General features: G+C 65.2%; 19 protein-coding genes. 16 read left to right on the top strand and 3 right to left on the bottom strand.

Annotation, left to right across the window (positions count from 1 at the left end; translation table 11 throughout):
* Positions 1-206 precede the first annotated feature (206 nt).
* The 5 genes from K6U06_RS23065 (at position 207) to K6U06_RS23045 (ending at position 7,784) form a co-directional block, all read left to right on the top strand.
* Positions 207-2,114, top strand: coding sequence for a putative bifunctional diguanylate cyclase/phosphodiesterase (locus K6U06_RS23065; RefSeq protein WP_262324338.1), 1,908 nt, complete (start codon positions 207-209; stop codon positions 2,112-2,114).
* Between the two features lie 41 nt (positions 2,115-2,155).
* The gene (gene tnpC / locus K6U06_RS23060) at positions 2,156-3,550 is read left to right on the top strand and encodes an IS66 family transposase (protein WP_262324337.1); all 1,395 of its coding nucleotides are present in this window, start codon (positions 2,156-2,158) and stop codon (positions 3,548-3,550) included.
* Between the two features lie 92 nt (positions 3,551-3,642).
* The gene (locus K6U06_RS23055; RefSeq protein WP_262324336.1) at positions 3,643-4,353 is read left to right on the top strand and encodes a hypothetical protein; all 711 of its coding nucleotides are present in this window, start codon (positions 3,643-3,645) and stop codon (positions 4,351-4,353) included.
* Between the two features lie 256 nt (positions 4,354-4,609).
* Positions 4,610-5,113, top strand: a complete 504-nt coding sequence (locus tag K6U06_RS23050; protein ID WP_262324335.1) for a hypothetical protein — start codon at positions 4,610-4,612, stop codon at positions 5,111-5,113.
* A gap of 439 nt (positions 5,114-5,552) precedes the next feature.
* The gene (locus K6U06_RS23045; RefSeq protein ID WP_262324334.1) at positions 5,553-7,784 is read left to right on the top strand and encodes a DUF4012 domain-containing protein; all 2,232 of its coding nucleotides are present in this window, start codon (positions 5,553-5,555) and stop codon (positions 7,782-7,784) included.
* 41 nt (positions 7,785-7,825) lie between these two features.
* Here K6U06_RS23045 and K6U06_RS23040 read toward each other — a convergent pair whose 3' ends face one another.
* Positions 7,826-8,296 carry a DUF4115 domain-containing protein gene (locus K6U06_RS23040; protein ID WP_262324333.1) on the bottom strand — a complete coding sequence of 157 codons (471 nt, stop codon included), beginning with the start codon at positions 8,294-8,296 and terminating at the stop codon, positions 7,826-7,828.
* A gap of 56 nt (positions 8,297-8,352) precedes the next feature.
* A complete protein-coding gene (locus K6U06_RS23035) occupies positions 8,353-10,101 on the bottom strand; it encodes a polysaccharide biosynthesis tyrosine autokinase (RefSeq protein WP_262324332.1) in 1,749 nt (582 codons plus the stop codon).
* A gap of 262 nt (positions 10,102-10,363) precedes the next feature.
* Here K6U06_RS23035 and asnB point away from each other — a divergent pair, with 262 nt between their 5' ends.
* From asnB to K6U06_RS24885, 10 genes are all read left to right on the top strand, one after another.
* Positions 10,364-12,259, top strand: coding sequence for an asparagine synthase (glutamine-hydrolyzing) (gene asnB, locus K6U06_RS23030; RefSeq protein ID WP_262324331.1), 1,896 nt, complete (start codon positions 10,364-10,366; stop codon positions 12,257-12,259).
* Positions 12,260-12,559: 300 nt separating this feature from the next.
* Positions 12,560-14,437: a polysaccharide biosynthesis protein gene (locus K6U06_RS23025; RefSeq protein WP_262324330.1), complete on the top strand. Its 1,878-nt coding sequence runs from the start codon at positions 12,560-12,562 to the stop codon at positions 14,435-14,437.
* 30 nt (positions 14,438-14,467) lie between these two features.
* Positions 14,468-15,502 (top strand): MraY family glycosyltransferase, encoded by a 1,035-nt coding sequence (locus K6U06_RS23020; RefSeq protein WP_262324329.1) that lies wholly within the window; start codon positions 14,468-14,470, stop codon positions 15,500-15,502.
* Positions 15,499-16,623, top strand: coding sequence for a non-hydrolyzing UDP-N-acetylglucosamine 2-epimerase (wecB, locus tag K6U06_RS23015; RefSeq protein WP_262324328.1), 1,125 nt, complete (start codon positions 15,499-15,501; stop codon positions 16,621-16,623). Before K6U06_RS23020 ends, wecB begins: the two co-directional genes overlap by 4 nt.
* Positions 16,620-17,858, top strand: a complete 1,239-nt coding sequence (locus tag K6U06_RS23010) for a glycosyltransferase family 4 protein (RefSeq protein ID WP_262324327.1) — start codon at positions 16,620-16,622, stop codon at positions 17,856-17,858. Before wecB ends, K6U06_RS23010 begins: the two co-directional genes overlap by 4 nt.
* 538 nt (positions 17,859-18,396) lie before the next feature.
* Complete coding sequence (locus tag K6U06_RS23005) at positions 18,397-19,983, top strand: Gfo/Idh/MocA family oxidoreductase (RefSeq protein WP_262324326.1); 1,587 nt, start codon at positions 18,397-18,399, stop codon at positions 19,981-19,983.
* Positions 19,980-20,846, top strand: coding sequence for an SDR family oxidoreductase (locus K6U06_RS23000; RefSeq protein ID WP_316044749.1), 867 nt, complete (start codon positions 19,980-19,982; stop codon positions 20,844-20,846). The genes K6U06_RS23005 and K6U06_RS23000 overlap by 4 nt, the downstream gene beginning before the upstream one ends.
* On the top strand, positions 20,843-22,606 hold the full coding sequence (locus tag K6U06_RS22995; protein WP_262324325.1) for a heparinase II/III family protein: 1,764 nt from the start codon (positions 20,843-20,845) through the stop codon (positions 22,604-22,606). The genes K6U06_RS23000 and K6U06_RS22995 overlap by 4 nt, the downstream gene beginning before the upstream one ends.
* Positions 22,603-23,355, top strand: a complete 753-nt coding sequence (locus tag K6U06_RS24890; RefSeq protein WP_410051134.1) for a class I SAM-dependent methyltransferase — start codon at positions 22,603-22,605, stop codon at positions 23,353-23,355. The genes K6U06_RS22995 and K6U06_RS24890 overlap by 4 nt, the downstream gene beginning before the upstream one ends.
* Before the next feature lie 683 nt (positions 23,356-24,038).
* Positions 24,039-24,788 (top strand): class I SAM-dependent methyltransferase, encoded by a 750-nt coding sequence (locus K6U06_RS24885; protein ID WP_410051133.1) that lies wholly within the window; start codon positions 24,039-24,041, stop codon positions 24,786-24,788.
* Positions 24,789-24,890: 102 nt separating this feature from the next.
* On the opposite strand, the gene K6U06_RS22985 is transcribed toward K6U06_RS24885, so the two are convergent.
* Positions 24,891-26,273, bottom strand: coding sequence for a hypothetical protein (locus K6U06_RS22985; protein WP_262324323.1), 1,383 nt, complete (start codon positions 26,271-26,273; stop codon positions 24,891-24,893).
* Between the two features lie 285 nt (positions 26,274-26,558).
* On the opposite strand from K6U06_RS22985, the gene K6U06_RS22980 reads away from it, so the two are divergent.
* Positions 26,559-26,714: a hypothetical protein gene (locus K6U06_RS22980; RefSeq protein WP_262324322.1), complete on the top strand. Its 156-nt coding sequence runs from the start codon at positions 26,559-26,561 to the stop codon at positions 26,712-26,714.
* Positions 26,715-26,906: the final 192 nt, after the last annotated feature.

The following is a 26,906-nucleotide window of genomic DNA, read 5'->3' as shown; positions in this document are numbered from 1 at the left end:
GTAGCGGATGCGCCGGAAGCCGTGCCGCTCGGCGGACGGTGGGATGGTGGCGGCGGCGACCTGCTGCTCGCACACGGCGCGGTTGATGCAGCCGAGGAGGCACGGGGGCCGGCGACGGCCGTGGTTCCGACCTCCATACCAGAAACCTTTTGGCCTCCAGAGCACCCGTGCTCATGTTTGTGCCCTTCGGTGTCGAAGAGAGGCTTATGGCCGGTAGGAGAGGAGTCGCGATAAAGCGCGGCGCGCCACCACTCGAAGCCGGCGGGCGCCCCGGCCGCGGCCGGCACCGGCTGTGGGCGGCGGTGACGGTGGTAGCGGTGCTGTGCGTGCTGGGCGGAGCGGCCGCAGAGACCCTTCGGCTGGAACACCGGACCGAACGGGCCCTGGAGGCGCAGGTCGCTCTGGCCAACGTCGCCCACCAGGTAGACGGAGTCCGGTTCCAGGCCTATTCGATGCTCTCCGGACCCCGGCCGCTACCGAGTGACTACGCCATCAACGACGGCCTCCGCCGGTTGACCGCCTCCAACGCGGCCACCTTCGCCGGCCTGTCCCCGCTCGGCGCGCCGGTCGAGACTGCCGTGAACCAGCTGAACGGCCTGGTCGAGCGCGAACTGCAGCTCGTAGCCGAGCGGCAGCCGGCCGCCGCCCAGTCGATCGACAGCTCCAGCGTGGGCCCCCTCTACGCGCGGCTCGTAGGGCTGTCCGCCAGGGACACCCCGATCCTCGACTCCCAGGCCCATTCCGCACAGGCCAGCGAAAACTGGACTCTGGTCGGGCTGATCGTGGGTTCGGGTTCCCTGCTCGTGGTGGTGGTGGTGACCTTCGAGACATCACGGCGCCGACGCGTGCGGGCCGCCGCCGAGGCGCAAGGGGCTCGGGTCAGCGGCGAGCGGTTCACCGCGATGGTCGAACACAGCTCCGACATGATCACCGTGGTGGGCCCCGACACCACCGTGCTCTACGCGGCGCCGTCGATCGGGGCGGTCCTCGGTCGCGACGCGGCTCACGTCGAAGGCACCCCCCTGGCGGACATCGTCCATCCTGACGACGTCTTACGGCTGTGGGAGCTGTGCGAGGCGGGGAGCAGCGACGGCGAGGAGCTACGACTCCAGCACGCCGACGGCACCTGGATGACCTGCGAGGCGCGAGGCACGCGGATGGCGACCCCAGACTCGACGAGCGCGGTGGTGTTGAACATCCGGGACGTGACCGGCCGCAAGGCCCTCGAGGACCAGCTACGCCATCAGGCGTTCCACGACGCCCTCACCGGGCTCGCCAACCGGGCGCTGTTCGCTGATCGCGTCGAGCATGCCATGACCCGCGAGGACCGCCACCGCGCTGGGCTGGCCGTGCTGATGATCGACCTCGACGATTTCAAGATCGTCAACGACAGCCTCGGGCACGGCGCCGGCGACGAGCTGCTGATCCACGTCGCCGCCCGCTTGCGCAACTGCCTCCGTTCGTCCGACACCATCGGCCGCCTCGGCGGCGACGAGTTCGCGGTGCTGCTCGAGGACGCCACCGACATCTGCTCAGCCGAGCAGGCGGCCGACAAGGTGCGCGCTGCGCTCGCGGCGCCGATCGAGGTGGCCGGCCGCCCCCTGATCGTCACCGCCAGCATCGGCGTGGCAACGCTGGCTCATGGCACCACCAGCGCCGAGGACCTCCTCCGCAACGCGGATGCGGCCATGTACGTAGCCAAGGCCCAAGGAAAGAACCGCTGGACGCCATTCCAGCCCGGCATGCACCACGCCGTCCAAGAGCGAGTCCAGCTGAAAGCCGACCTGGTCGAAGCGCTCGCCGCGGGCGACCAGATGGAGCTGTACTACCAACCGGTGATCACCCTCGACGCCAAGGCGGTCATCGGTGTCGAAGCCCTCCTGCGCTGGAACCACCCCACCCGCGGGCTGGTCCCTCCTCTCGACTTCCTCGCCTTCGCCGAGGAATCCGGGATCATCCTCCCCCTCGGCCGGTGGGTGCTGCGCCACGCGTGCCTGCAAGCCCGGGAATGGCGCAGCGATCACCCCGAAGCCCCGTTGAGCATGAGCGTGAACGTCTCGGGACGCCAACTCGACGGTATTTGGATAGCGAGTTTCGGTTCGCGCGGAGTGTGAGGGTCCACCACTGTCCGCGCGGCTGAGGGCACGCTGGTGGTGTGGAGGACGCGGATCGCTTGGCCCGGCTGGAGACGGCGTTGGCCCGTCTGCAGCGGGAGATGGCGGTCAAGGATCAGGTGATCCTGGCTCAGTTGGACCGGATCGCCGAGCTGGAACGGGCGTTGGAAGACACCCGACGGGGCGGGAAACGCCAAGCGGCGCCGTTCGCGAAAGGGGCGCCGGAGGCGAACCCGAAACGCCCGGGACGCAAGCGGGGTGACGCGCACGGCCGTCACGGTCATCGCCTCGCACCAGATCGTGACCCCGATCGGATCCTCCAAGCCGGTCTGCCGGTGGGGTGCCCCGATTGCGGCGGGCATGTCAGCTCGGAGCGGACTGAGCAGCAATGGTCGGTCGAGATCCCCCCTATCGCGCCGGTCGTGACCCGGATCGATGTCGAGATCGGAACCTGCGACGGCTGCGGACGCCGCGTGCAGGGACACCATCCCGAGCAGAGCTCTGACGCGCTCGGCGCAGCTGCGTCGACGGTCGGCCCGATCGCCAAGGCGTGGGCTATGTGGTTGCACTACAGCCTCGGCTTGAGTTTCGGGAAGACCCGGGCGGTGCTGGCCAAACTCGGGATCGACATGACCGCCGGGGCGATCTGCGCAGCCTCGGCGTCGGCCGCGTCGAAACAGCTGGCCCCGGTCCACGCCGAGCTTGTGACCGCCGCGAACGCGTCGGCGGCGTTGACGATGGACGAGACCGGCTGGCATGTCGGCGGACACGGCGCCTGGCTGTGGGTGGCGACCAACCCCAACCTGTCCTGCTATTGGGTCACTCCTCATCGAGGGTTCGCGGACGCCACCGAGACCATCACCGCCGACTTTGACGGGGTACTCATCCGGGACGGTTACGCCGTCTACAACAGCTACGACCAGGCCACACATCAAACGTGTCTGGCGCACCTGATGCGTCGGTGCCGGGAGATGGAAGCCGACCTGGACGGCCCGGACCGCAAGATCCCCGTCGCCGCCAGGAAGCTCCTGGCGGATGCGCTCGCCGCTCGGGACCTCGACCCGGCCGGCAAGGCTGCCGCGGTTGTCGAGTTGAACGCCCGCCTCGACACACTGTGTGCCCGGCCGGTCGGTCACGAAGCCAACCGTCGACTCCTCGCCCACCTCGACCGGCAATCCTCGGCGATGTTCACCTTCCTCACCGCCGAGCCCGCCCTCGAGGTGGACGCCACGAACTGGCGGGCCGAGACCGGGATCCGCCCCGCCGTGGTCAACCGGAAAGTCTGGGGCGGGAACCGAACCTGGCGCGGCGCTACCACCCAAGGCCGGATCACCAGCATCATCCGCACCGCCAACCAACACGGCATCGACGCCGTCAACTACATCGCCGACCGAGCCCGCGGCCCCGACCCCGGACTCACCACCCTCCTGGCCTGAACGGCGAACCGATCCCAAAAAGCTGCATCCTCAAGCTGTCTTCAACGCGACACGAAAGGGGCTATACAAGTACACTCGACGACCCCGCGTTTGTGGCTGACGTAGCGCAGATCCTGGCCGACACCGGCGTCGGCTACTCCTCCCTCAGCTACCTGCAGCGCTTCCCCGTCGACGTGTTGAAGATCCACCGCGCCTTCACCTCCGGGCTGGCGAGCGACCCCCTCCGACAGACAGCCGGTAGCGTCCTTGAGGTGCAGATTTTGGTGGTTTGCTCGGCCAACCGATGCCGCTCTGTGATGGGCGCTGCGCTGCTCGAGTCACACCTGGCGGGGCAGGGCAGCGACATCGAGGTCCGCTCCGCCGGTTTCGGGCCGCCAGGACTCCCGCCGCTCCCCGACGCGGTGAAGGTCATGGCCGACATTGGGATCGACATCTCCGCCCACCGCAGCTCCACCGTCGATGCCGGCGTGTGCGAGGGGGCCGATCTACTCGTGGGCATGACCCGCCAGCATCTGATCGACCTGGCGCTGCTCGCTCCCCGATCCTGGCAGAGGGCTTTCACCGTCGTCGACCTGGTGCGCCGGGGCCGCAACATCGGCCCGCTCGGCGACGATTACGAGGACCTCCGTAGCTGGGTGCACTGGGCGCAGGCCGGCCGGGATAGGGCCAGCGTCATGGCGTTGCCGGCCAGGGATGACGTCGCCGATCCGGTCGGCCGGCCGCTCCCCGAGTTCCAAAAGGCCCGTGACACCCTCGACGACCTGCTCCGAGATCTGGCCGGGCTGATCGCCCCTACCCGCTGAGCGCCCCGCCACCAGAGACCGGTCAGCATAGCATCAGCGGCGACCAGGTGAAAGGCGCACCCACGGAACCCCATGGACAGGCAAAAGGGAGGGACTATATGCTGTTGCGACGGCGGCGGCACTTCCGGGTTCCGGTGAGACACTGGACAGAACGGCGTCTATAGGCGATGATGAAGACGGTGCCCACTACCGCGGGTGCTTTAACGACGGAGGAAACCCTGTGTTTCGCAGACTGCTGTTAACCGCAGGAACCGCCATGATGCTGCTGCTGGTGGGCGGTGGGACGGCGTTCGCCGCCTACGGCCCGACGGGCGGCGCCACGGTGACAGCGAGCACGACCACGGCGGCTCCTGGGCAGCCCATCGCCCTAGCCGGAAGCGGGTTCGCTCCCAGCGAGTCGATCTCCATCGTCCTCCACAGCACCCCCGTGCAGCTGGCCACGGTCCAGGCCACGCCGGCTGGGACCTTCAGTACCACCGTGACGATCCCGACCAACACCACTCCGGGTCAGCACGAGATCATCGCCACCGGGCTGACGTCAGGTGTGACCGCCACCTTCCCGATCACCATCGTCGGTAGCAGCGCTGCTACGGCGCCCGCCGCCGCGACCACCTCTGGTGCCAGTTCGGGCGGCGGTTCGTCGCTGGCCTTCACCGGTGCCGACATCGCCGCTTCGGTAGCTGTCGGCGTAGGCGCCTTGGCCGTCGGCGGTCTGCTGACGTTGAGCAGCCGCAAGCGCCGGAGCGCCAGCTTCCAGTAGTCCCTTAGCAGAACCGCTGCTAGAGAGCCCCCCCGATCATCCGGTCGGGGGGCTCTCGACGTTTTGGGTTGTCGGCAGGTTCCACGCGTCTGCGGATCCAATTGACGCCGCGCTGGCGCCGATGCCCGCCGGATACTCTCAAGCGTCAGAGCCGGGTCGTAAGAACTCGGCACGCAGCGATTCCACCGCTTCCGATCTGACCCGCTGAGGTTTCGGTTGCTTCCTCCCGTCGCCCGCTGCAATAGCTCCGTGCGGGGCGGCCCAATTACCACGGACTCGTCGAGCGACTCGAAGGACGCAAGCTGCCCAACTAGCTTTCTGGTCCTTGGACGCACGAGAAAATCTTGGTGGTGACGCGCCTCCCGGGCTGGCAACGCCGCGCAGCACCCGGCGGCGATCGAAGCGGCGGGCGCGGCAGGCGCACACCACCGTCGCTCTGGTGGCGGCCGCAGCAGCCGTCGGTGGAGCCACTGCCGGTTGCCACCCGACTGGCACCCCGGTTGTCGACCCGGCGCTCGCCGCCATGCTGGCCAGCTTGGTCACATTCTCAGCCAGCCGGGGACGCCGAGCGTCATGGCTGGTGATCGCCGCCGTCGGCGTGGCCTTCAGCCGCGGCTGGGGATACGTTCCGGCCGGGGCCGGATTCGCCGTGGCCCTGATGTCGGTGTGGTCCCACCGGCGGCGCCAGCGCGCTGGGGCCCTCGTAGGCGCGTTGACCGTCCAAGCGATGCTGCGCTGGCCAGCCGTCGGCCCCCACGGGTTCACCGCCTTGGTGGCAGCAACTCTGGTTGCCATGTGGTTCGCCTCTGCTTGGCGCCAGTTGGGCCCAGCTGGTCGGCATCGGGCCGTATGGGGCGGCCTTGGAGTAGCCGGGCTGCTCCTGATCCTCTCGCTCCCCGCAGTTCTTGGCGCACTGCTCGCCAAGGGGCCGACGCAGGTGGCGATCGCCGACACGGAAGGAGCGTTGACAGCAGTAGACAACGGCGCGACTACGAGCGGGACTGCCAAATTGGCTGCGGCAACGACGGAGCTACGGCTCGCCCGCGCCCGAGCGGGAAGCTGGTGGAGCGCCGGGGGTCGATTGGTACCCGTGGTGGCGCAGCAGCGCCAGGCCCTGGTCCGGGCAACTGCGGCGGCCGAAGGTCTGACTGCGGCCGCTGGAGAGGAAGCCGCAAAGGTTGACCTGCACCGCCTCGGCTACGTCGACGGTCATTTCGACTTGGCCCGGATCGAGGCCATGGGCCCGGCCGTGCGGGCGCTTGGCGCACAGCTAACCTCCACTCAGCGCACCCTGGCGGCGGTCCGCTCCGAGTGGCTCCTATCGCCGATCCAGAGCCGCCTGCACACGTTCGGGTTGCAGGTCGACAAGGCGGCTCGCAGCGTCTCCCTCGCCACACAGGCTCTCGACGCCGCCCCTGGCCTCCTCGGCGGCCATGGAGTCCGGCACTACTTCGTGGCTTTCATGACCCCAGCCGAGGCCCGTGGACTTGATGGCCTCATAGGTAGCTACGGCGAGATCACCGTCGACCAGGGTCACATCTCGCTCACCCGGGCCGGTCCCGTCGCTCAACTCGATTCCGCGCTCCCGCCTGGCGGGGGCCACCTCACCGGTCTCGATGGCTACATGGCCCGCTACGGCAGGTTTGACCCCCAAGACCATTTCCAGGACGTCACCTACTCCCCAGATCTGCCCACCGTCACCAAGGTCATCGCAGAGCTATATCCGCAAGCCGGCGGCGACCACATCGACGGGGTGCTTGCCCTGGACCCCTATGGGCTGGCGGCGCTCCTAAAGTTCGCTGGGCCGGTAGCAGTCGCCGGACTACCTCAGCCCCTCACCTCCGATAACGCTGCCCAGATCCTCGTCAAAGATGAGTACACGATCTTCGCTGGGGGTGAAGGCACTACCCGCCGCGACTACTTGCAGGAGGCGCTCCGCCAGGCCTTCACCCAATTGGTGAGCAGCCCTCTGCCAGGACCCGTAACGCTGTCCCAGACCCTCGATCCAGCCGTAAGATCTGGACGACTCCTCTTCTGGAGTACTCATCCCTCGGCCCAACCCTTGCTGCGGATGGTTGGGCTCGGCGGTGCATTCCCCCGCAACCCTGGCGGCGACGTACTAGCCGTAACCACCCAGAATGCGGCCAACAACAAGATCGACGCATACCTGAGCCGGACAGTTCACGACGACATCAGATACAATCCGACTAGCGGCAACGTCTCGGCGACCGTCACTGTGGCGCTCCGCAACTTCGCTCCCGCATCCGGGCTGCCGTCCTATGTAATAGGCAGTTACGCGGGGAGCGGCCTACCCAGCGGCACGAACCGAACCTGGCTCACGGTCTACAGCCCCTTCGCCCTTGCGAGCGCCACGCTCAACGGAGCTCCACTCCTCATGGCCGCCGGACCGGAGGACGGCTTGACCGCGTACAGCACCTACGTCGATGTGCCCCCCAATGGAACTGTCAGCGCCGTGATCCGCTTCGACGGCCATCTGCGCGCCGCTGACAGCTATCGCCTCGTCGTCAAGTCGCAGCCGCCGGTGATCCCCAACCAAGAGAGTGTTCGGATCTCAGCAGCCAGTGGATGGCGGGTAAGCGGATCGGCGCGCTGGGACCTTGCGCCCGCCGCGCTCGAGGAGCGCACCTTCCGACTTCTTCCAGGCCGCTGACGGGAGCTGCACCTTCGCTGGTGGGCTCGGTCCCGCGTAGGTCAACGATCGGCTGGGATGGTGACGATGACATCGATAGGGCCGCGGTCATCAGGGACCGACAGCCTGGCGCCGTCGGCAGTGACGGTGAGCGCCGCAGGTTTGCCGGTGCGGATCCATATGGGAGTGGGGTAGCTGCGGGTCTGGCCGGCGAGCAACGTGCCTGTGTGGAGGACCGTGCCTCCAGCGGTGGTGCGGACCTCGATCCACGAATCGCTCTTGGCCGAAACAGTAACGGTTGCTGCCGCGTTCAGGATATAGGTGATAGTGCCAGCGCCGTTGACCACCGTGGTGGTGGGCGGCGAAACGACCAAGGTCGTGGTGGTAGCGGGCGACCCGACGACCGAAGACGTGGTCAAGGCGGTGGTGGTGCTAGTGCCGGTGGACGCCACGGCGCGCGCTGGGGCCTGGGGGTTCCCTCGGGTGGCGAGAGCGGCGACCTCGATGCCAACCAGAAGTAGGGCGGCTGCCACCGCTAGTCGCTGCCAGATGGGAGACGGCGCGCCGCGGCCCATCCGTCGCGGCACTGCTACCTCGGCTCCCGGCTCGTCTCGATATGGTCGCCGTTCGCGCTTTGTTGCTCCTCGAGCGGCCAGTTGTAGCCTTCATCGACTCGTGGGTGCCTACGCTGTCTAGGCATCGGCGTTCCGCGGCCTTGGGTGGCTTCAGCGGCGACCGCGGCGTCGGCCAAGCGGGTTCGCTCAACGCCTCGGCCGTCCTTGCGCCGGGCCCTGTCCTCGTCGTTGGAGTAGCCGTAGCCGTAGCCGTAGCCGTATTCGTAGCCACTTCCAGCCGGCACTCGGGTGAGGACCGTGCCGAGCAGTGGGGCCTGCACCTGCTGGAGCAGCTCGTAGGTGCGTGACAGGTCGCGCTTGGTGGTGGTGCGGGCGGACGCCAACACCAGCATCCCGTCGACGAGGCGCGAAAGCAGAAGGGCGTCCGTGACCGGTAGCACGGGCGGACAGTCGATAAGCACCATGTCGGCTGCCTCGGCCAAGGTATCGACCACCTCCCTGACACGGTCGAGCGAGAGGATCTCGGCTGGATTCGGGGGAATGGGGCCGGAGGCCAAGACCCGAAGCCATGGCTCGTCCGGCACCTCCAGAAGGGCCGACGCCAGCGGGACTTCCCCGAGCAGTACTGAGGTGAGCCCGATGTCGTTGCTGTCCGCGAAGAAGGCGTGCAAACGGGGACGGCGCAGGTCACAAGACATCACGATCACCCTGTGCCCGGCGCGGGCGAGGCTAACGGCCAAGTTGGCCACGGTCGTCGACTTCCCTTCACCGGGAGTAGAGCTCGTGACGGCTATCACCTGCTTCGGCTCGTCGATGGACAGGAACTGCACTGCAGTGCGCAGCGTCCGGTAGGCCTCGGAAACCTGCGAGTCTGGGTCCTCGACCAGAGCCAAATGCGTCTCGCCCGGGTTCTTCCAAGAGTCGACCATTGGAACCATGCCGATGATCGGAAGACCCCCCGACGACAACTCCGCGTCTTCCCTGGAGTTGATTCGGTCATCGAGCCGCTCGGCTAGGAACGCGAGACCGACACCGAAGAGCAGACCAACCACGAGACCGATCAGGCCGTTGCGCAGCGGCTTGGGAGAGACAGGGCTGGTGGGCACGACTGCGTCGGTCACAGCCGTGGCCCCGGAGGGGGCCACTAGTTGCTTTGCCGCTTGCAACTGCTGCAGGGACTGGGTCAGCGAGACGACCGATTGCTGCAGGGCGGAGGCTTCAGGACTTCCCGCCGGAGCCGCCGCAGCCTTGGCCTGGAGATCGCTGATGCTGCTCTGCAGGGCGGTGACCTGCTGGGTATAGGCGTCCACCTGGCTGAGGCGCTGCTGGTCGATGTAGGCTTGGGCGTAGACGTTGGCGATGCGCGCCGCCTCGGCCTTATGACCGCTCTTGGCCGTGAAGGTCAGTACATCCGCCGTCGCAGAACTGCTGATCGTGGGTGTGGCGCTGAAGCCGAGGACCTTGTTGGCAGCCCGTTTTACTGCATCGCCCTGAGCGAACTGGAGATCGTCAGCGAGAGTGCGCTGTGCGTCCAGGGCCGGCGCCTGCGAGGCCGTCGGGTTCAATGCGGCGCTCGCTGGCTGCATCGGCACGAGCACGTCAGCGCTTGAGGAGTACACCGGGGACGCCAGCAGCGAATACGCGAGTGCGAGGGCGACGACGACCAAGGCGGTGAGGATGATCACCGTTCGGCGACGCTGAAGGGTCTGGAGGTAGGCCCTCAGGTCAGCCTGCGGTTCGCCCTGTAGTTCCTCTACTGGCACGTACGACAACCTTTCCGCGCGTCCGGGTGGTCGGACGATCCCACCCACGCTAAACGACCGACAGCCTCAGCCACCGCCACCACCCACCGACTGAATGACGACCTGACGCGTTCACCGTGCCCAACCGCGACTCGAACCGGACCGAAGCGACCGGCCTGCCTTGCTGCTGCGTGCCTGTCGGGCTCGCAGACCCCTACCGTCGTTGGATAGCTCGCCTGCGAGACTACTACGGCGAGCCCAGGCGCGCCTGACCCTGTCTGACTTGAAGAGTGAGGAGCGTCGACCTACTTTCGGCCTCGACCGGAGGGACGAACTGTTCATGTGCGGGGTCGTGTGCTTCTGGCGGTACGGGGCGGGGCCGGGAACCGTCGATCCCGACGAAGTATTGGTCACGAGAGATGCGATGACTCGCCGCGGCCCCGACGGCGCCGGCACGTGGACGAGCGACGATCGACGTGTAGCGCTTGCACATCGCAGACTGGCCATCATCGGCTTGGGGCAGCAGGGCCATCAGCCGATGGCCTGCACCCCATGCCACGGGCCCGGCCGGCCGGCAGTCATCTCATACAACGGCGAGATCTACAACTACCTACAATTGCGAGACGAGCTGCTCGAACGGGGGCATCGGTTTGCTAGCGGATCCGACACCGAGGTCCTGCTCCATCTTTTCGAAGACGACGGCATCGCCATGGTGCGACGACTTCGTGGCATGTTTGCGTTTGCCCTATGGGACGATGCCTCCCAAGAGTTGCACTTGGCGAGGGATCCCCTCGGCATAAAGCCGCTCTACGTGGCGGACGACGGGGCGACGCTACGGGTCGCCTCCCAAGCCCGAGCCCTACTTAGCTGCGCCAGCGTCGACTCGACCACAGATGAGGCCGCTTTGGCAGGCTTGCTCGTCTTCGGCAGTGTCCCAGAGCCGCACACGGCCTGGCGAGGCATCCGCGCGCTGCCTGCGGGCTCCACTCTTAGCATTCGACCCGGAGGACTGCGGCGACTCGAACAGCAGCAGCCACTTCAAGCACTCCTCCGTCACGACGAGCATGCCGACGCTTGGCACCAGGACTCGGCCATCGCCGATTCCTTCGCCGATACAGTTCGAGCCCACATGGTGTCTGACGTTGAGGTCGGAGTTTTCCTGTCAGCCGGCATCGACTCGACTTCTATCCTCGGTCTGGCATCAGAGGACAGTCGGACACTCCGCGCGATGACCCTTGGCTTCCAAGAGTTCGCGGGCACAGCCGACGACGAAGTGCCTGTCGCGAAGGAAGTCGCCGGATTTTACGGCGCCCACCATCATGCACAGCGGGTCACGCAACGAGATTTCGTGTCGTGGTTGCCGTCGATGCTCAGTGACATGGATCAGCCCTCAATCGACGGTTTAAACACATGGATGATCGCCCGAGTAGCGTCTTCCCAAGGGCTTAAGGTAGCGCTTTCCGGAATCGGGGGCGACGAGTTCCTCGGCGGCTATCCGTCATTCTTGACGGTGCCGTCGCTGGTAAACCGCGCCGCCCCGCTAGCATCGATCCCTGGACTAGGTCGTGCTTTGCGGTTGTCTTCCTACCCGCTTCTGCGCTGGCGAATGCCAAAATTGGCTGGTGCTTTAGAGTACGCTGACACATTCGCGCACGGTTGGCTGTTGCGTCGGGCCGTGTTGCTCCCTTGGGAGCTGGCCGGGGTGCTGGGTCGGGAGAGAGCCGAGCATGCACTGGCGGAGTTGAGTATCAGCCAGCTGCTCGCGGACGCCCTCGGTCCGGAGCCGGCCGGTGGTCTCTACTCCGTTGCGGCACTCGAAGCGGGCATGTACTTACGCAACCAGCTCCTCCGTGACGCAGACTGGGCGGGGATGGCTCATTCCCTCGAGATACGCGTGCCCCTCGCTGATATCAGGGTCGTACAGGCGGTGGCGTCATCGTTAACCGCCCGTTGGGTTCCACCTGCCGGCAAACAAGCCCTAGCCCGCACTCCGCGGCCTCCGCTGCCACTGTCGGTAACCGGCCGACGCAAGACTGGGTTCTCCGTCCCGATGGGACAGTGGGCTACCACGCTTTCCGACTTCGGTGCTTGGCGCAAGGTCCCGCTGCTCGCCCATGAGAGGTGCAGTTGGGGGCGACGATGGGCCTATACGCTCGCAGACACGTTCGGCATGCTGTAAGGCCGCCCGGCGGAGCGAGCGAGAGCGGCGTCAGCTAGCGCTAGCCGGTCACCCAAATGATCGTTGAGCACGGACAGCGCTCGATGAGGGATCGCGATGACGAGACGAGGAGTTTCGTCTAAGGGGCGTCCCCTGCTCCCCCGACCGCCGAGATACTCCGTGCTGGGGCATTCTGCGTGGTATCATTACCGTGCTGACGGGCGGGGTCGCAGAAGTAGCCTGCGGACTAGGCCACGTGCGTCTGTGCCATCGCGTAGCTTTCATGTTGATGCAGGTGGGCCCCAGCAGCCAGCGCAGCGGATGAGGGTAGAGCCGAAGGTGAAACAACCAGCCCCGAGTTCCGACTCCCACAGCTTTCGGCTTTATCGGCGGGTGTTTCCACCACTGCTCGATGGGGGCACATGGGCCGTCTCGCTACTCGCCGCCACCTGGCTGCGCCTCCAGATCGTCGACACGCGAGTCCTCACAGGGCGGCTCCTCGAGCTCCTCGGGCTTGCTGTGAGCGCCCAGCTGGCCCTGGGGTATGCGACGGTGCTCTACCGGGTGCGCTGGCGGATCGGTAGCTTCGAGGAGATCTCCTCACTAGCTTGGGCTGTGACGATGACCACGATCGTTGTACTGGTGGTCGACGTGCTGGCTTTGAGTCACGCAGCTCCTGTGGGAGCAGTGCTCGCAGCGGGAGCGTTCACGTTTATCCTGACCGCTGGGCTCCGTTCGGGCTGGCGCGTGGCCGGCGAACGACGACTGCGTCCTCCCGACCAGGCCGAGCGGGCGATCATCTTCGGAGCTGGGCGGGGAGGCCACCAGATCATCGACGCCCTTCTCCACAACCTCGACAGCCCTCTCTTGCCGGTCGCCCTCCTCGATGACGACCCCACCAAGCGCATCTCACGTATACGGCACCTCCGAGTGGCTGGAGGTCGGGAGGCCATCGCCAAAGTTGCCGTCAGTTCGCGAGCGGCGGTGCTACTGGTCGCCATACCAAGCGCCGGATCGGACCTAATCCGCGACCTGTCGTCTCGCGCCGTCGCCAGCGGCCTGAGCCTCCGGGTGCTTCCACCCGTCGCCGACTTACTGGTGGCTTCCACAGTGAGCGTCGGTGACATTCGATCGACGACGGAGGAAGATCTCCTAGGCAGACGAGTGATCGACACAGAGGTCGCGTCGATCGCCAGCTACTTGCAAGACCGTCGGGTCCTGGTTACCGGGGCCGGAGGGTCCATCGGCTCGGAGCTCTGCCGGCAGATCCACAAGTTCGCGCCAGCCAGTCTGGTCATGCTCGACCGTGACGAATCCGGTCTTCATCAAGTCCAGCTGTCAATAGAAGGAAGGGCTCTGCTCGACACCCGGTCGCTGGTGGTATGCGATATTCGCGACCGTGCGGCATTAGAAGCCGTCTTCGCCGAGCACCGTCCCGAGGTCGTCTTCCACGCCGCCGCTCTCAAGCACTTACCACTGCTGGAGATGTGGCCCACGGAAGCGATAAAGACCAACGTGTTCGGCACCCAGAATGTGCTCAACGCGGCCACCCGCGTCGGCGTCGGCCGATTCGTGAATGTCTCGACCGACAAGGCCGCCTCCCCACAAAGCGTTCTCGGCTACTCCAAACGGATCGCCGAGCGCCTAACCGCCGCCGTGGAGGTCGCTCACGGGGAAGCCATGTATCTGAGCGTACGCTTCGGTAACGTGCTCGGCAGCCGAGGTTCGGTCCTGACGGCCTTCCGGACTCAGATCGACGCCGGGGGGCCCGTCACTGTCACCGACCCTGACGTGACCAGATACTTCATGACCATCGAGGAAGCGGTTCAGCTAGTCATCCAGGCTGGAGCGATTGGCCGTAGCGGAGATGTTCTGGTGCTCGACATGGGCGAGCCCGTCCGGATCGCCGACCTCGCCCGCCAGCTCGTCGCACAGGCGCCAGCGCCGATCGAGATCGTCTACACCGGCCTTCGGCCTGGCGAGAAGCTCCACGAGGACCTATTTGGGCCAGGTGAGGAGGGAGCGCAGCCAATCCACCCCATGATCTCCCATGTGGCCGTGCCGCCAGTCAGCTTCTCGGCCATCCGTGATCTCCTCAACTGCCAAGGAGACGATGTCGCTGCGGCGCTCCGCCTAGCAGCAACCGGTCCTGGCAGGTTCGAGGTCAGCACTCCTACCACTACATCTTCCGGATGGTGAAGGACGAGCCGTCCTAAGGAGTGGTACGAGATGACCTGGGCGGCACTCCTCATCGCAGTCAGTGCAGGCGCCATCGCGGCGGCAGTGACCACGCGCGCGAGCATGCCTCTTCTTGCCCGTCGGGCCGTCTTAGACCAGCCCAGCGAGCGTTCCTCCCACACCACGCCCACGTTGAGAGGTGGGGGGGTCGGGGTAATCGCCGGCACTTTGGTGGCGGTAGCGGCGGCGAACGGTCAGCTCCGGAGTTCAACCGTCGCCGACTTATTGGTAGCAGGGCTGGGTTTCGGGGCGATCGGTTTGGCAGACGATGTCAGACGCGACCTGCGCACCGCGACCCGGTTCATGCTGCAGGTGGCCGTTGCCGTAGGAGTGGCTGCCGCAATCCTGTCCGAGGGTTCGCCGGATGTCCTGATGAGCATCCTAGCTGGGGTCGCTGTAGTTGCCTGGATGGTTTCGTTCGTCAACGCCTACAACTTCATGGACGGCATCAACGGCATCTCCAGCGCTGAGGCGGTGGTAGCCGGAGTGGCCCTGGGACTTGTAGCGCGACACGATCACCGGCTGGCCATGGAGGCTGGTTCGTTCGCTCTCGCTGGCGGAGCGCTTGGTTTCGCACCTTTCAACTTCCCCTCGGCCCGGGTCTTTCCCGGTGACGTAGGCAGCTACTTCATTGGAGGTTGGCTGGCAGCGCTCATCGTCGTCGGCGTGCGAGATTCCCTCCCACTCGAGGCAGTCGTCGCTCCCGTCGCTCTCTACGTCGCCGATACCGCGGTAACGCTCCTCCGGCGAATCCGTCGCCACGAGACATGGTGGCAGCCTCACCGCCAACACGTATACCAGCGTCTGGTCGACCTCGGGTGGAGCCATCTCCGCAGTACCGCCCTGGTGTTCGCGATAGCGGCCACCTGTTCGCTCCTGGGTGCCGTCAGTCTCCTCGATCTTGTGGCCTGGCGTATCGCAGCTGACGGCTCCATCGTTGCGTTGATCCTTGGCTACCTCTGCCTTCCGAGCGTTCTGGACCGTCGCCTCCGTCCCTCCAGTCTGGCTCCGGGAGCACCGTCATGAGTCAGCCGGCGCTCAAAGCCATCTGCGTTGCCGGCACCCGTCCCAACCTGATCAAGATCAAGCCGGTACTCGACGGACTGGAAGCCCTCGAGGCATGCGTCACGTTCGTTCACACCGGGCAGCATTACGACCACGCGATGTCTGGAGTGTTCCTCGAAGACCTCAACCTGCGACCCCCCGATTGTTCCCTAGCCATAGGGGCGGGCTCGCACGCACAACAGACCGCTCGGGTAATGATGGCCTTCGAGCCTGTTGTGGAGGAACTGCAGCCCGACGTGGTGGTAGTCGTCGGTGACGTCAACTCCACGCTTGCCTGCGCCCTCGTCGCCGCAAAGTCCGGAGCTGCGGTGGCTCATGTCGAGGCCGGGCTGCGTAGCCGTGACTGGTCCATGCCTGAAGAAGTCAACCGAGTAGCGACCGACCGGCTGAGCGATGACTTGTTCGCTCCCTCGGCCGACGCTGTAGCCAACCTCCAAGCAGAAGGCTACCGTCACGACCAAATCCACCTGGTGGGCAATGTGATGGTCGATTCCCTCCTCGCCAACCTAGACCGCGCCGCGCAGCGGGATCCGCTCAAAGGCCTCGGCGTGAGCCCAGGCCACTACGCATTGGCCACACTCCACCGGCCCGGCAACGTCGACAACGAAGCAACCCTCGCCGGACTACTCGAAATGCTCGGACGTCTCGCCGATTCGCTCCCAGTCGTCTTCCCCGTTCACCCCCGCACCAAAGCTCGCCTCGGAAGGCGCCCCCTCCCTCAGGGGTTGGTTCTCCTCGAGCCATGCGGGTACCTGGACTTCTTGGCCCTCGAGCAGTCAGCAGCGTTGGTTCTTACAGACTCCGGTGGCGTCCAAGAGGAGACGACCGTTCTCGGCGTGCCGTGCCTTACGCTGCGTGACAACACCGAGCGACCGATCACCGTCAGCGAGGGCACCAACCAGGTGGTAGGGCTCGATCCCGCTCGCGTTCTGGCGACCGCAAGGGACGTGCTCAACCGGGGATGGCCCAAACGATCCCCTGCCTTGTGGGACGGGCGGGCCGGAGAGCGGATCGCGGAGATCCTGGTCCGCAGCATCCGGAGGAACAGCCTGCGGCCAACCGATCTGCCGGTATCCCAATGAAGGTGCTCATTGTCACGCACTACTTCCCGCCTGAAATCGGCGCTCCCCAGGCCAGACTGAGCGAACTGGCCGGCGCCTGGGCAACCGCAGGTGACGAAGTGACGGTTCTAACTGGCATGCCAAACCACCCGACGGGGATCGTGCCGCCCGCCTATCGGCGCCGACTGCGGGTGGAGGAGATGGCCGACGGGTACCGGATCGTGCGTTCGTGGCTATATGCCACACCAAACGAGGGTTTCGTCAAGAAGTCGCTCGGACACCTGAGCTTCATGGTTTCCAGCGTTGCTTTGGGAGCGGCGCGTGTCGGACCGGTCGATGTGGTCCTCGTATCCTCCCCCACCTTCTTCTCCATCTTCGGTGCGTGGGTCATCTCGAGGCTCCGAAAGACGCCGTTGGTCCTTGATATCCGAGACCTGTGGCCCGCGATCTTCGTGGAACTCGGTGTCCTGACCGACCACCGGATCATCGCCCTGCTCGAGGCGTTGGAGCGATGGGCCTACCGGCAAGCAGCCGAGGTAGTCGTAGTCACCGAAGGGTTCCGTAGGAACCTGACCGAAAGAGGGGTGAACGCTGCAAAGCTCACCGTCATCCCCAACGGGGCTGACATCGAACGGTTCTCCCCCGGCGGGGACCCAACTGCCGGACGCTTCCGGCTCAAGGCCCAAGATGGTGAGGTCATTGCCCTGTACCTGGGCGCTCACGGTCTCTCCCAAGGGCTCGACACCCTGGTCGAGGCGGCCGCCCTCCTAGCGGAGACGGGGGCGCCCGTGCGTCTCGCCATGGTTGGCGAGGGCGCGAAGAGAGCCGAGATCGAAGCCCACGTCCGCCGTCGGCGTCTCCGCAACGTGACCATGCTGCCTGGCGTCTCCAGGGATGAGGTCCCCGCCCTCCTTGCCGCCGCCGATATTTGTGTGGTCACACTGCGCGACATCCCTCTGTTCTCCACGTTCATTCCCTCCAAGATCTTCGAGTACCTAGCGGCGGGAAAGCCTGTGATCGGCGCGCTGCGCGGGGAGGCGGCCTCCATCCTCTCGGCGGCGGGAGCGGTGGTAGTCGCCCCCGGTGACGCGGTGGCTCTCTCATCCGCCATCGAGAATTTGGCCAACGACCGCGCCAAGCGAGAGCGCATGGCGCAGGCCGGGCGGCAATACGCACTCGGGCACTTCGACCGGCGCAAGCTGGCTGACCGCTACCGTGCGGTGCTGGCCCGATGCACGACAGCTCAGAAAGGTTGATGTGATGCAGCAGCTGGTGCAGTCGGTGCGGACTGGCGATCTGCGCCTCGTGGAAGTGCCGGCGCCTCAGATCGGTCCGAGCGAGGTGCTGGTAGCCACGGACTGCTCGTTGGTGTCGGCCGGGACAGAGCGGGCTGTCCGACAGCTCGCCTCGGCGAGCCTCATCGACAAGGCGCGGGCCCGCCCGGACCTGGTGCGCCAGGTTCTGCGCAAAGCCCGCTCAGAGGGCCTAGCCCCCACGGCGAGGGCGGTCCGAGCCCGCCTCGACGAGGAGATGCCTCTCGGCTACTCGGCCGCGGGCACTGTGCTCGAGGTGGGTTCCGCGGTCTCCGGCGTCCGTCCAGGGGACCGGGTAGCCACCGGGGGGGAGGGTCATGCGTCCGTGCAGGCGGTCGCTGGGCTACTGGCCACCCCGATTCCCGACGGAGTGAGCAACGAGGAGGCCGCCTTCGCTACCGTCGGGGCGATCGCTCTGCACGGTCTTCGCCTCGCAGAGGTCGGTCCCGGGGCGCGAGTTGCGGTCATCGGCTTGGGACTGGTGGGTCAGCTGACCGGTCGACTGGCCCAGGCTTCGGGCTGCGAGGTGGTCGGAATAGACGTGCGCCCGTGGGCGGCGGAACGTGCCCGACAGGGGGGCGTCGCTCTCGGCCTCGTCGAAGCGGGCGACGACACAACCGCCGCAGTCGACACATGGACGAAGGGCCAAGGGGTGGATGCGGTGCTTGTGACCGCGGCAACTCCGTCGTCCGATCCGATGCGCAGGGCCCCGGCTCTGGCTCGAGATCGGGCCACCATCATTTTGGTTGGCGACGTCGGCCTTAATCTGGACCGCCGGCCACTGTACGAAAAGGAGTTGTGCGTGAAAGTCGCCCGTTCCTACGGGCCCGGGCGCTACGAACGCTCCTACGAGGAATGGGGAATCGACTACCCGCCCGGGCAGGTTCGTTGGACGGAAGGGAGAAATCAGGAGGCCTTCCTAGGACTGCTGGGGCGCGGACAACTTCGTGTCACGGACCTGATCACCCATCGGTTCGCTTTTGGCGATGCGCCAGCCGCCTACGACCTCTTGGGTAGTGCCGAGCCTTCTCTCGGCATACAGCTGATCTACCCGGATGCCCGGCCGGACCGGTCCGCCCCCATCCGGCTAGCGCCGCCAGTCACAGATCATGTCGGCGTCGGACTGATCGGGGCAGGAGCGTTCGCCCGCGGCGTTCTGGTCCCAGCGCTACGCGCTGCTGGCCTCAACCGGCTGGTGTCGGTAGCCTCCGAGTCCGGTCTGCGGGCGGTGCGGCTCGCGGAGCGCGCGGGGATCGAGCAGGTGGCCCCTTCCGCGTCGGCGGTCATCGCCGACAAGGAGGTAGCGGTGGTGGTGATCGCCACTCGCCACGACTCGCACGCCTCTCTCGCCGCAGCCGCCTTACGAGCTGGCAAGGACGTCCTCTGCGAAAAACCTCTTGCCCTATCAGAGGACGAACTCGACGACGTCGAGAGCGCGTGGCGCGCAAGCGGCCGGCGGCTCTGGGTCGATTTCAACCGAAGGTACGCCCCGGCAGTGACCGGGGCCCGGGAGTACCTGACCGCCGCCGGCAGCCCGGTGGTCATTACATACCGGGTCCATGCAGGCCCAGTGGCCTCCTCCCACTGGTACGCCGACCGTCGCCAAGGGGGTCGGCTGTTAGGCGAGGTCTGCCACTTCGTCGACACCTGCGCCGCCTTGGCGGGGGCACCTCCGGTCCAGGTCGTCGCCTTATCCGGCCCCGCCGGCGAGGCCGAGAAAGGCATCGACCTAGCCTTGGCCCTCCGCTTCCGTGAGGGCTCGCTGGCGACAATCACCTACGCCAGTTCTGGTAGCAGCGCGACGGCGAAGGAAAGGATCGAAATCCTCGGAGGAGGTCACACGCTCCTCATAGACGACTTCCGTTCGTTGCGCGTCGACGGGGAGACTGTTTGGTCAGGAGCGCAGGACAAGGGACACACCCATCTCGTTGCGGCGTTCGCCCGCTCCCTCACCTCAGATGGTCGGGGAGCGACCGAAGACACTTTGGCTAGCTCCCGGGCCACTATGGCGGCACTCCGGTCGCTGCTCGAGGGTGGCGCTGCGACGGTCGACTCGCGCTCGCGGTGAGGATCCTGGTGACGGGAGCAAGCGGATTCCTCGGCCGCTCCGTGCTACCCGAGTTGCTACGCAGAGGCCACCACCCCGTAGCGTTGACTCGCAGCCGGGTGGCCGCTCAGACCGTCACCTCCCTCGGAGCGGAGGTGACATGGGGAGATCTCGACGACCCGGCCAGCCTGGATGCCGCCTTCTGCGGATCCGGAGCCGACTCCCTCGCCAACTTGGCGTCCCTGGGCTTCGGTCACGCTCCTGCCGTCATCGCCGCCGCCGAAGAAGCCGGCATCACCCGTGCCGTCTTCATCTCCACAACCGCCATCTTCACAAGCCTGCCCGCGAGGTCGCTGGCGACAAGGACCAGCGCGGAGGCAACCATTCAATCCGCCCAACTGCACTGGACAATCCTCCGCCCCACAATGATCTACGGACGGCCGGGTGACCGGAACATGCACCGGCTATTGCGCTTCGTGCGGCGCAGCCCCCTGGTACCGCTCCCCGGCGGCGGGCACCGGCTCATCCAGCCAGTGCACGTCGACGACATAGCCGGCTTCGTCGCCCTCGCTCTGGAGCGGGAAGACACGGTAGGACAGAGCTACACACTGGCGGGGCCCGAAGCCCTCTCGCTACGCGAGGTCGTCGAAGCCGCCGGGCGGGCAACGGACCGCCGACCCCTGCTGGTTACCGTGCCGCTCCGCCCGGCCATCACCGCAGTACGGATCTACGAGAAGACCACCCGCAACCCCAGGTTGAAGGTCGAGCAACTCCTGCGCCTCAACGAGGACAAAGCCTTCGCCATCGATCCGGCCCGCGAAGTTGGGTTCGCCCCAAGGTCCTTCGCGGATGGCATCGCTGCAGAAGCCTCGCTGCTGAGATGACCCGACCGTCTGCAATCCTCTTCGCCCATGGCGGACGCCCCCAGCGGCGGCCCGGACCCCTCGGGCGCGCCGCTCTCCTGACTCGAACGGTGCTGCGGCTCCGACCACCCCAAGTCGCGCACCGGCTTCGCCTCCGAGCGCTCCGGGGCGCCGAGAAGCGTATCCCCAGGCTCGCTGCGCACCGAATAGCCTCGCCCCGATCCTCCCGACCCGGTTGGCCCGCCACCTTCGAAGCGCTTGATGCTCCGCTCGACCACGGCGACCCAGATGAGATCGCTTCCGGTCACTTCAACTTCCTGAACGACAGCCGCCGTCTCGGAGATCCGCCGGATTGGCAGCAACTCGATTCCGCTCAACTGTGGCGGTTCCATCTGCATTACTTCGAGTGGGCGTGGGCGCTCGCACAGTCCCCCAACCGCACCGCGGCCCGCCATGCGTTCGCCGACCTCTGGCGGTCGTGGCTATCAAAGGTGCGACCCGGGAGCGGAGACGCTTGGGCGCCATACGTCGCCTCGCTAAGGCTCTGGACACTCTGCAGCGTGTTCCCGACACTGGTCAAAGGAAGCGATCTCGAGGCCGATTACATCCGTCAGATAGAGCTGCACGCCGGGTACGTGCGCTCACACCTCGAACTCGATGTCGGCGGCAACCACCTGATCAAGAACCTGAAGGCCCTTATCGGAGCGGGAGTATTTCTCAATCGGGCAGACCTCGTCGGAGCTGCCGCGCGTCGCCTTGAGTCGCAGCTCGCGATTCAAGTCCTCGCCGACGGCGGCCACTTCGAGCGTTCACCCTCCTACCACTGCCAGGTCCTCGGCGACTTAATCGACATCCAGCAGCTGCTTCGCTACGCAGGCGGGCCAACCATGACGGGACTGACTGACGCCATCGAAGCGATGCGTGCCTGGCTCGGCGCTATGGTGGGGGGCGCGGGAGAAGTCGCACTTCTCAACGACGCCATCCCTATTGGCGAAGCCAGGATTGCTGCTCTTCGCCCTGTCGCAACCCGAGTGCCATCTGTCACCTTCCTGGCGGCCTCAGGCTACATAGCGGCACGCCCCGATGACAGTACGGTCCTCATCGCCGACGTTGGGGATCCCTGCCCTGCGGACCTTCCGGCACATGCCCACGCCGACTGCCTCTCGTTCGAATTATGGGTACGAGGCGAGCGCTGGGTCGCTGACACTGGGACCTCGACGTACCAGCCCGGCGAACGGCGCGCCTTCGAACGCTCGACCGCGGCGCACAACACGGTGGAGATCGATGGTCAGGACCAGACCGAGGTTTGGGGGACGTTCCGGGCGGCTAGGCGCGCGAAGCCTCACGTAGAATTGATTTCGCATCACGCCAACGGCGTAGATATTGTTGCCTCTCACGACGGATATAGCCGTTTGCCAGGCTCGCCGCTCCACCGCAGAAGCTGGACCATCCGGCCGGGACGGGTCGATATCCTTGATATCGTTACAGGAATCGGGGAGCACCGATTAACGAGCCGCCTTCACTTGACGCCTGCAGCGATGAGCGCTTGCGCTGTCACAGGAATGGGGGCCGCCCAGACGATCATCGCGGCGGATATCGCATGGGGCTTCGGATGCGTCGTAGAGGGCGAGGCAAGAGTGCTAGATGCTCAGCGGGTCACCTTACCCTTTCGGATTGGATGGACAGTGACCTGGCTCGCTCAACCGGTGCCATCCGCTCCAAGTGTTCTCGGTGCTGAGAGCAGAGTCAGCAGAAGGGCCTCTCAGGGAGAAAGACAATGATAGCTTTGCTTCTAAGGCGAGCGTGCGGACCGCGTTGCCTTCTGGTCTTTGGTGACTCCCTCGTTATGGATCGCTGGAAATGGATTAAGAGGCGTCTCCCCGCTGAGCCGAGCAGGCTGCTGGACGCTGGATGCGGGAACGGATGGCTCACCGTCAATTGTGCTCGGTTGGGTCATGCGACGATCGGCTTAGGTAACGACTACGACGAGGTCACTCGGGCTCAGTCGCGCGCGGCAGCTATCGGAAGCAGCTCCAAGTTCGAACAGCAGGATATACGTCACCTAGACAGTCGGCATGATCTTATGGGGCAGTTTGACGTAGTAACCTGCACAGAGGTGATTGAACACGTTATCAATGACTCCAAGTTGGTCGCTGATTTGGCTGCTCTTCTCCGCCCCAGGGGGAAGCTTCTTCTCACAACTCCTAACGAGGCGTACATTCCAATCGATTCCGGTGATACCGGCCCTTTTGAGCCGATTGAGGACGGCAGGCATGTCCGCAAGGGCTACTCCGTCAGCCGCTTGCACCACCTTGCCACTACATCTGGCCTTCGAGTAGATGAGATCAGCTATTGCTCGGGGAAAGCTAGCCAGCGCTTCACGCGCCTTCTCCGGTCCGTCAGCCACCTAATTGGCTATAGGCCGGCATGGGGCTTAACACTCTGGCTGAGGGTCTTTCCTCCGGTCCTTGATCGCATGCAGCACGATTATCCGCAGTACTCGATCTGCATGGTCGCGTCCAAGCTCTAGCGGCAGATCTCGCACTCCACCGATGAAACTGGGGTACCGCCTCATGATGGCAGTGAGCTCCTCCCCCGCTCCACCTCGATCCATCGCGTTGTGTGAGACTCCCGAGCAGCATGCGATCAACGCCTTCGGCAACCCATCAGCAGGCAGCGGCCTGACCACCACCCAAATCCCATACGATTTCGACTTGCCCGCTTCCAGGTTTCCCCGACACAGTGCGCTGCTGCCTCGGAAGGCGCTGTGATAGTCCTGCCGGGATAGCCGCCGGCGGCCCCCTGCTACCGGCGAGGCTCGCCGGGGTCGGAGGCGGGGAGGTTTCACGTCCCAGAGTGGGCAAATCACCATCACGTTTCGCCGGTCCCTACCGGCGAGGCTCGCCGGGGTCGGAGGCGGGGAGGTTTCACGTCCCAGAGTGGGCAAATCACCATCACGTTTCGCCGGTCCCTACCGGCCGGCGACATACAGGCAAACACAAGACGCGTCTACCGCCGTGCTCCTTCCCTACCCAATCGCAGCCTTGCAGAACGAGGATAGTCCGCAGTAGCTTTGGTCGACATGTCCGCCCGTCGCCCCACTGCTCACCTGGTAGTGGTCCGAGCCAAGATCAGCCAGTCCGGTACTCGTTGGACAGACTCGGTGACGAGTGAGACGCGGTCCCCATCCGAAAAGGATCCGCGAACGCTCCGATGATGCCGCTCAGGCGCCTTCAAAACGAGCACTTCGACGAGCGGGCCCCCACGTGGACGGCCCGCTACCAGACCAACCGTTCGTTCCGCGCCCGCCTGGGAGTCGTGGGGGGTGCCGTGGATGCTGCGCTGGCAGATACCCGTTCTGCGCGCGTCTTGGATTACGGAGGCGGCACCGGCATCTTCTCGGCGCTTTGCGCGCAGCGCGCTGCGCTAGTCGTCTGCGCTGATCGCTCGATGGCAATGCTGACATCCGGGGCAATCAACCAAGAGGCCACTAGCGCCATCTTGGCAGAGGCCGGGTTTGGTGGTGCGCCAGGAAGGGTGCTGCGGGTGGCGGGGGACGAGCGATGGCTGGCTAGCTTGTCCGCGCAGTTCGATCTCGTCCTCGCAATCGCAGTCCTCGAGTACGTCGAGGACTGCCCAGGGCTGCTCCTGTCCTTCGCTAGGTTGCTAGCCCCAGGAGGACGGGTTCTCCTCACAGTCCCCAATCCCGATTCCGTCCTTCGATGGACGCAACGCCTGACTGCCTCTGTAGCCCCTCAACAACCGAGCCGGTGGCGACGCCTTGCCGATCAGTCATTTGTCAGAATGCAATCCCACGGCAGCCAGGTTCCCTGGCGGGAAGCAGCGGCATACGCTCGACTTGAGGTGGATCGAGTGGACCGCGTGCCTCTTGGTCAGACGGGGGCGTGTCAGTTCGTACGCCCCAACCTCCTTGTGTCCCTACGAATTCGAGCGTCGGTTTAGCCGAGCGGCCACCAGGAGAACCGCCTGCACTCTGGTCTCGCTTACACGACGCCAGAAGACGTGCACGACGAGTACCAGAATCGCGAGCGAGCAGCGTTGAAGTCAGTTATACCCGTGGTCAGAAACGGAAGAGGGACGGGCAGGTCGACAGATCACATCGGGCCGCGTGGAGATCCGGCGAGGCGCCCCTCGGATACCAGCGTTCTTCGCCAATTGTGCCGCCTTCACGACCACGAGCAACACAATTACTCCGCGCAACGTCGTCGTATACTCCGAGAGATCTCTTTCATAGTAGACGACGCAACCTATTAGTCCGACTCCAGCCACGAGCCGCACCGGTGTTATGCGGCGCAACCATCGGTCGACTGCCGCAAACACGACACCAAGCAGGACGGCCAGCACCTCGAACACGTACGGCCCCTCATAACCTGAGAGAGTCCCTAACGTTGTCGGCAAGCGATTCATCGTGCCCATATTGTACTGATTCTCGAACGCGGCCTCCTCGCTCCGGTTCAAGACTGATGTGCTCAGCTTATGTGGGTTGAGTGCGCTCGGAACTGCAAGTGCGACATCGTCATATAAGGTTCGAACACCCATAGTGGGTCGGCCCTGCGACATTCCGGCTAGAGTGAATGCGGCAAAGTCATTACCATCAAGCCGATTGAAGTACTGTTGATCTAGATTCGTGAATACGCGGCTAGGGTGAAGAATCCCGGAAATGGCGGCCTTTGCTCGGGTAGCTGTCCCGGAGGAGGCACCATATGCCTGACGCCCAACGGTAACCCTTGACGCCGAAAGCACGACTCCAGCGGTAAGGACCACTGCAGCCATAGTCCCTATATGGCGCTTGTTGAACCGCTGACCCGACATCGACAAAGCGACTAACAACATTACAGCTCCCGCCACAACGCGGAGCCGTTCTCCAAGTAGCAGCAAGAGGGCCGACTGCAGTAGCAGCGTCGGGATCAGTCGTTTCGGCCCTTGTTTGATAACGAATGAATAGGAGGTGATGACCATCGCCACAAGCAAAAATTGCGCAGCGAGGCCCGCTTCTGTGTGACTGGCGCCCAGCTGGGCGCCACCCTGGGGCGAGCCACCATGACCGGATAGTACATAGATGTACATCGGAGCTGCTATCACCGCCAGCAGCTTCCAACTAAAGAAGGCTGCGGTATGCCCCACACCCTCCTCCCTCAACGGGAGTCTTGCGGCGCGGCCAAGGACAGCTAAATAGGCAACCGTAAACAGCAAAATGGCAGGACCCACGAAGAGCTGCCAGCGGTCCAACTGGGCTGTCGTCAGGCCAACCCGCTCAACGCCGGGAACGCCAAGCCGGTTAACGATCTCTCCGACTCCATGGTAGAGAATCGCCATCATTATGAAAAGGGCCCCCACATGGCGCCAGACCTGGTGTCGCAGCCGCTGGACAAGCAGCAACACTGCCGTTCCCTCCAACAGGAGTGCCATCAGGAGCGGGCCAGTCATCGTCTGAGCTTAGCTTAGACGCGACTCCCGAGGTCGGCACGCAGGGAGCGTCTATCTCAGCGCGAAGGCGCAAGGCAGTGCCTCCCCTGTGACCTAGTCACCCCCGGGACTCACCCATCTGTGTGTGTGTGTGTTGACGTTCGCTTGAGAGACGCCGCACTTCGAGTCCAAGCCCCTTTGACAGCAATGAAACCGGCACTCCCTACACATATGCGATCAGCTCTTCGATACGAGTCCTTTGACGGCCTCCGGCGATGGGTGAGGGGGTGCGCTATGGATTTGCTAGTGAGCCAACTCGGCTCGGCGCAGTGGCGCTTCGACCGCCATCTCCTCCGTTCGTGGCGGATCGCCAGGGATGAGGAGTTCTCGGATGCCATGCTCCTAAGTTCCGATCCCCTAGGGGAGCGTCCGTGTCGCGGGCGCGTCGTCGGCCTCAAATGATGGATGGCAGGAAGTCGGAATTCCTCGGCGGCCCGGCCGCTCAACGGGACATTCGCATGAACGACTAACCCTCGATCCACCGCAGCGTTGATTGGTGAATGACTGTCCGACTTGGCGGTAGTTGCCAGAGGTATGGTCGGGTGAGGGGGCGTGGGGATGCCCGGGCGGTCCGGGTTGGGGTGTGGTTGTCGT

Origin of the sequence: Acidiferrimicrobium sp. IK (assembly GCF_025499425.1) — a bacterium.
In the GTDB taxonomy this organism is placed as follows: domain Bacteria; phylum Actinomycetota; class Acidimicrobiia; order Acidimicrobiales; family Palsa-688; genus Acidiferrimicrobium.
This window is presented reverse-complemented; position numbering and strand designations above follow the sequence as displayed.

Coding starts and splice junctions, on each gene's coding strand:
- K6U06_RS22985 (WP_262324323.1), bottom strand. CDS start 26,273: ATGACTGGCCCGCTCCTGATGGCACTCCTGTTGGAGGGAACGGCAGTG.
- K6U06_RS22995 (WP_262324325.1), top strand. CDS start 20,843: ATGACCCGACCGTCTGCAATCCTCTTCGCCCATGGCGGACGCCCCCAG.
- K6U06_RS23020 (WP_262324329.1), top strand. CDS start 14,468: ATGACCTGGGCGGCACTCCTCATCGCAGTCAGTGCAGGCGCCATCGCG.
- K6U06_RS23065 (WP_262324338.1), top strand. CDS start 207: ATGGCCGGTAGGAGAGGAGTCGCGATAAAGCGCGGCGCGCCACCACTC.
- wecB (WP_262324328.1), top strand. CDS start 15,499: ATGAGTCAGCCGGCGCTCAAAGCCATCTGCGTTGCCGGCACCCGTCCC.
- K6U06_RS23010 (WP_262324327.1), top strand. CDS start 16,620: ATGAAGGTGCTCATTGTCACGCACTACTTCCCGCCTGAAATCGGCGCT.
- K6U06_RS24890 (WP_410051134.1), top strand. CDS start 22,603: ATGATAGCTTTGCTTCTAAGGCGAGCGTGCGGACCGCGTTGCCTTCTG.
- K6U06_RS23025 (WP_262324330.1), top strand. CDS start 12,560: ATGAGGGTAGAGCCGAAGGTGAAACAACCAGCCCCGAGTTCCGACTCC.
- K6U06_RS23050 (WP_262324335.1), top strand. CDS start 4,610: ATGATGCTGCTGCTGGTGGGCGGTGGGACGGCGTTCGCCGCCTACGGC.
- K6U06_RS24885 (WP_410051133.1), top strand. CDS start 24,039: ATGATGCCGCTCAGGCGCCTTCAAAACGAGCACTTCGACGAGCGGGCC.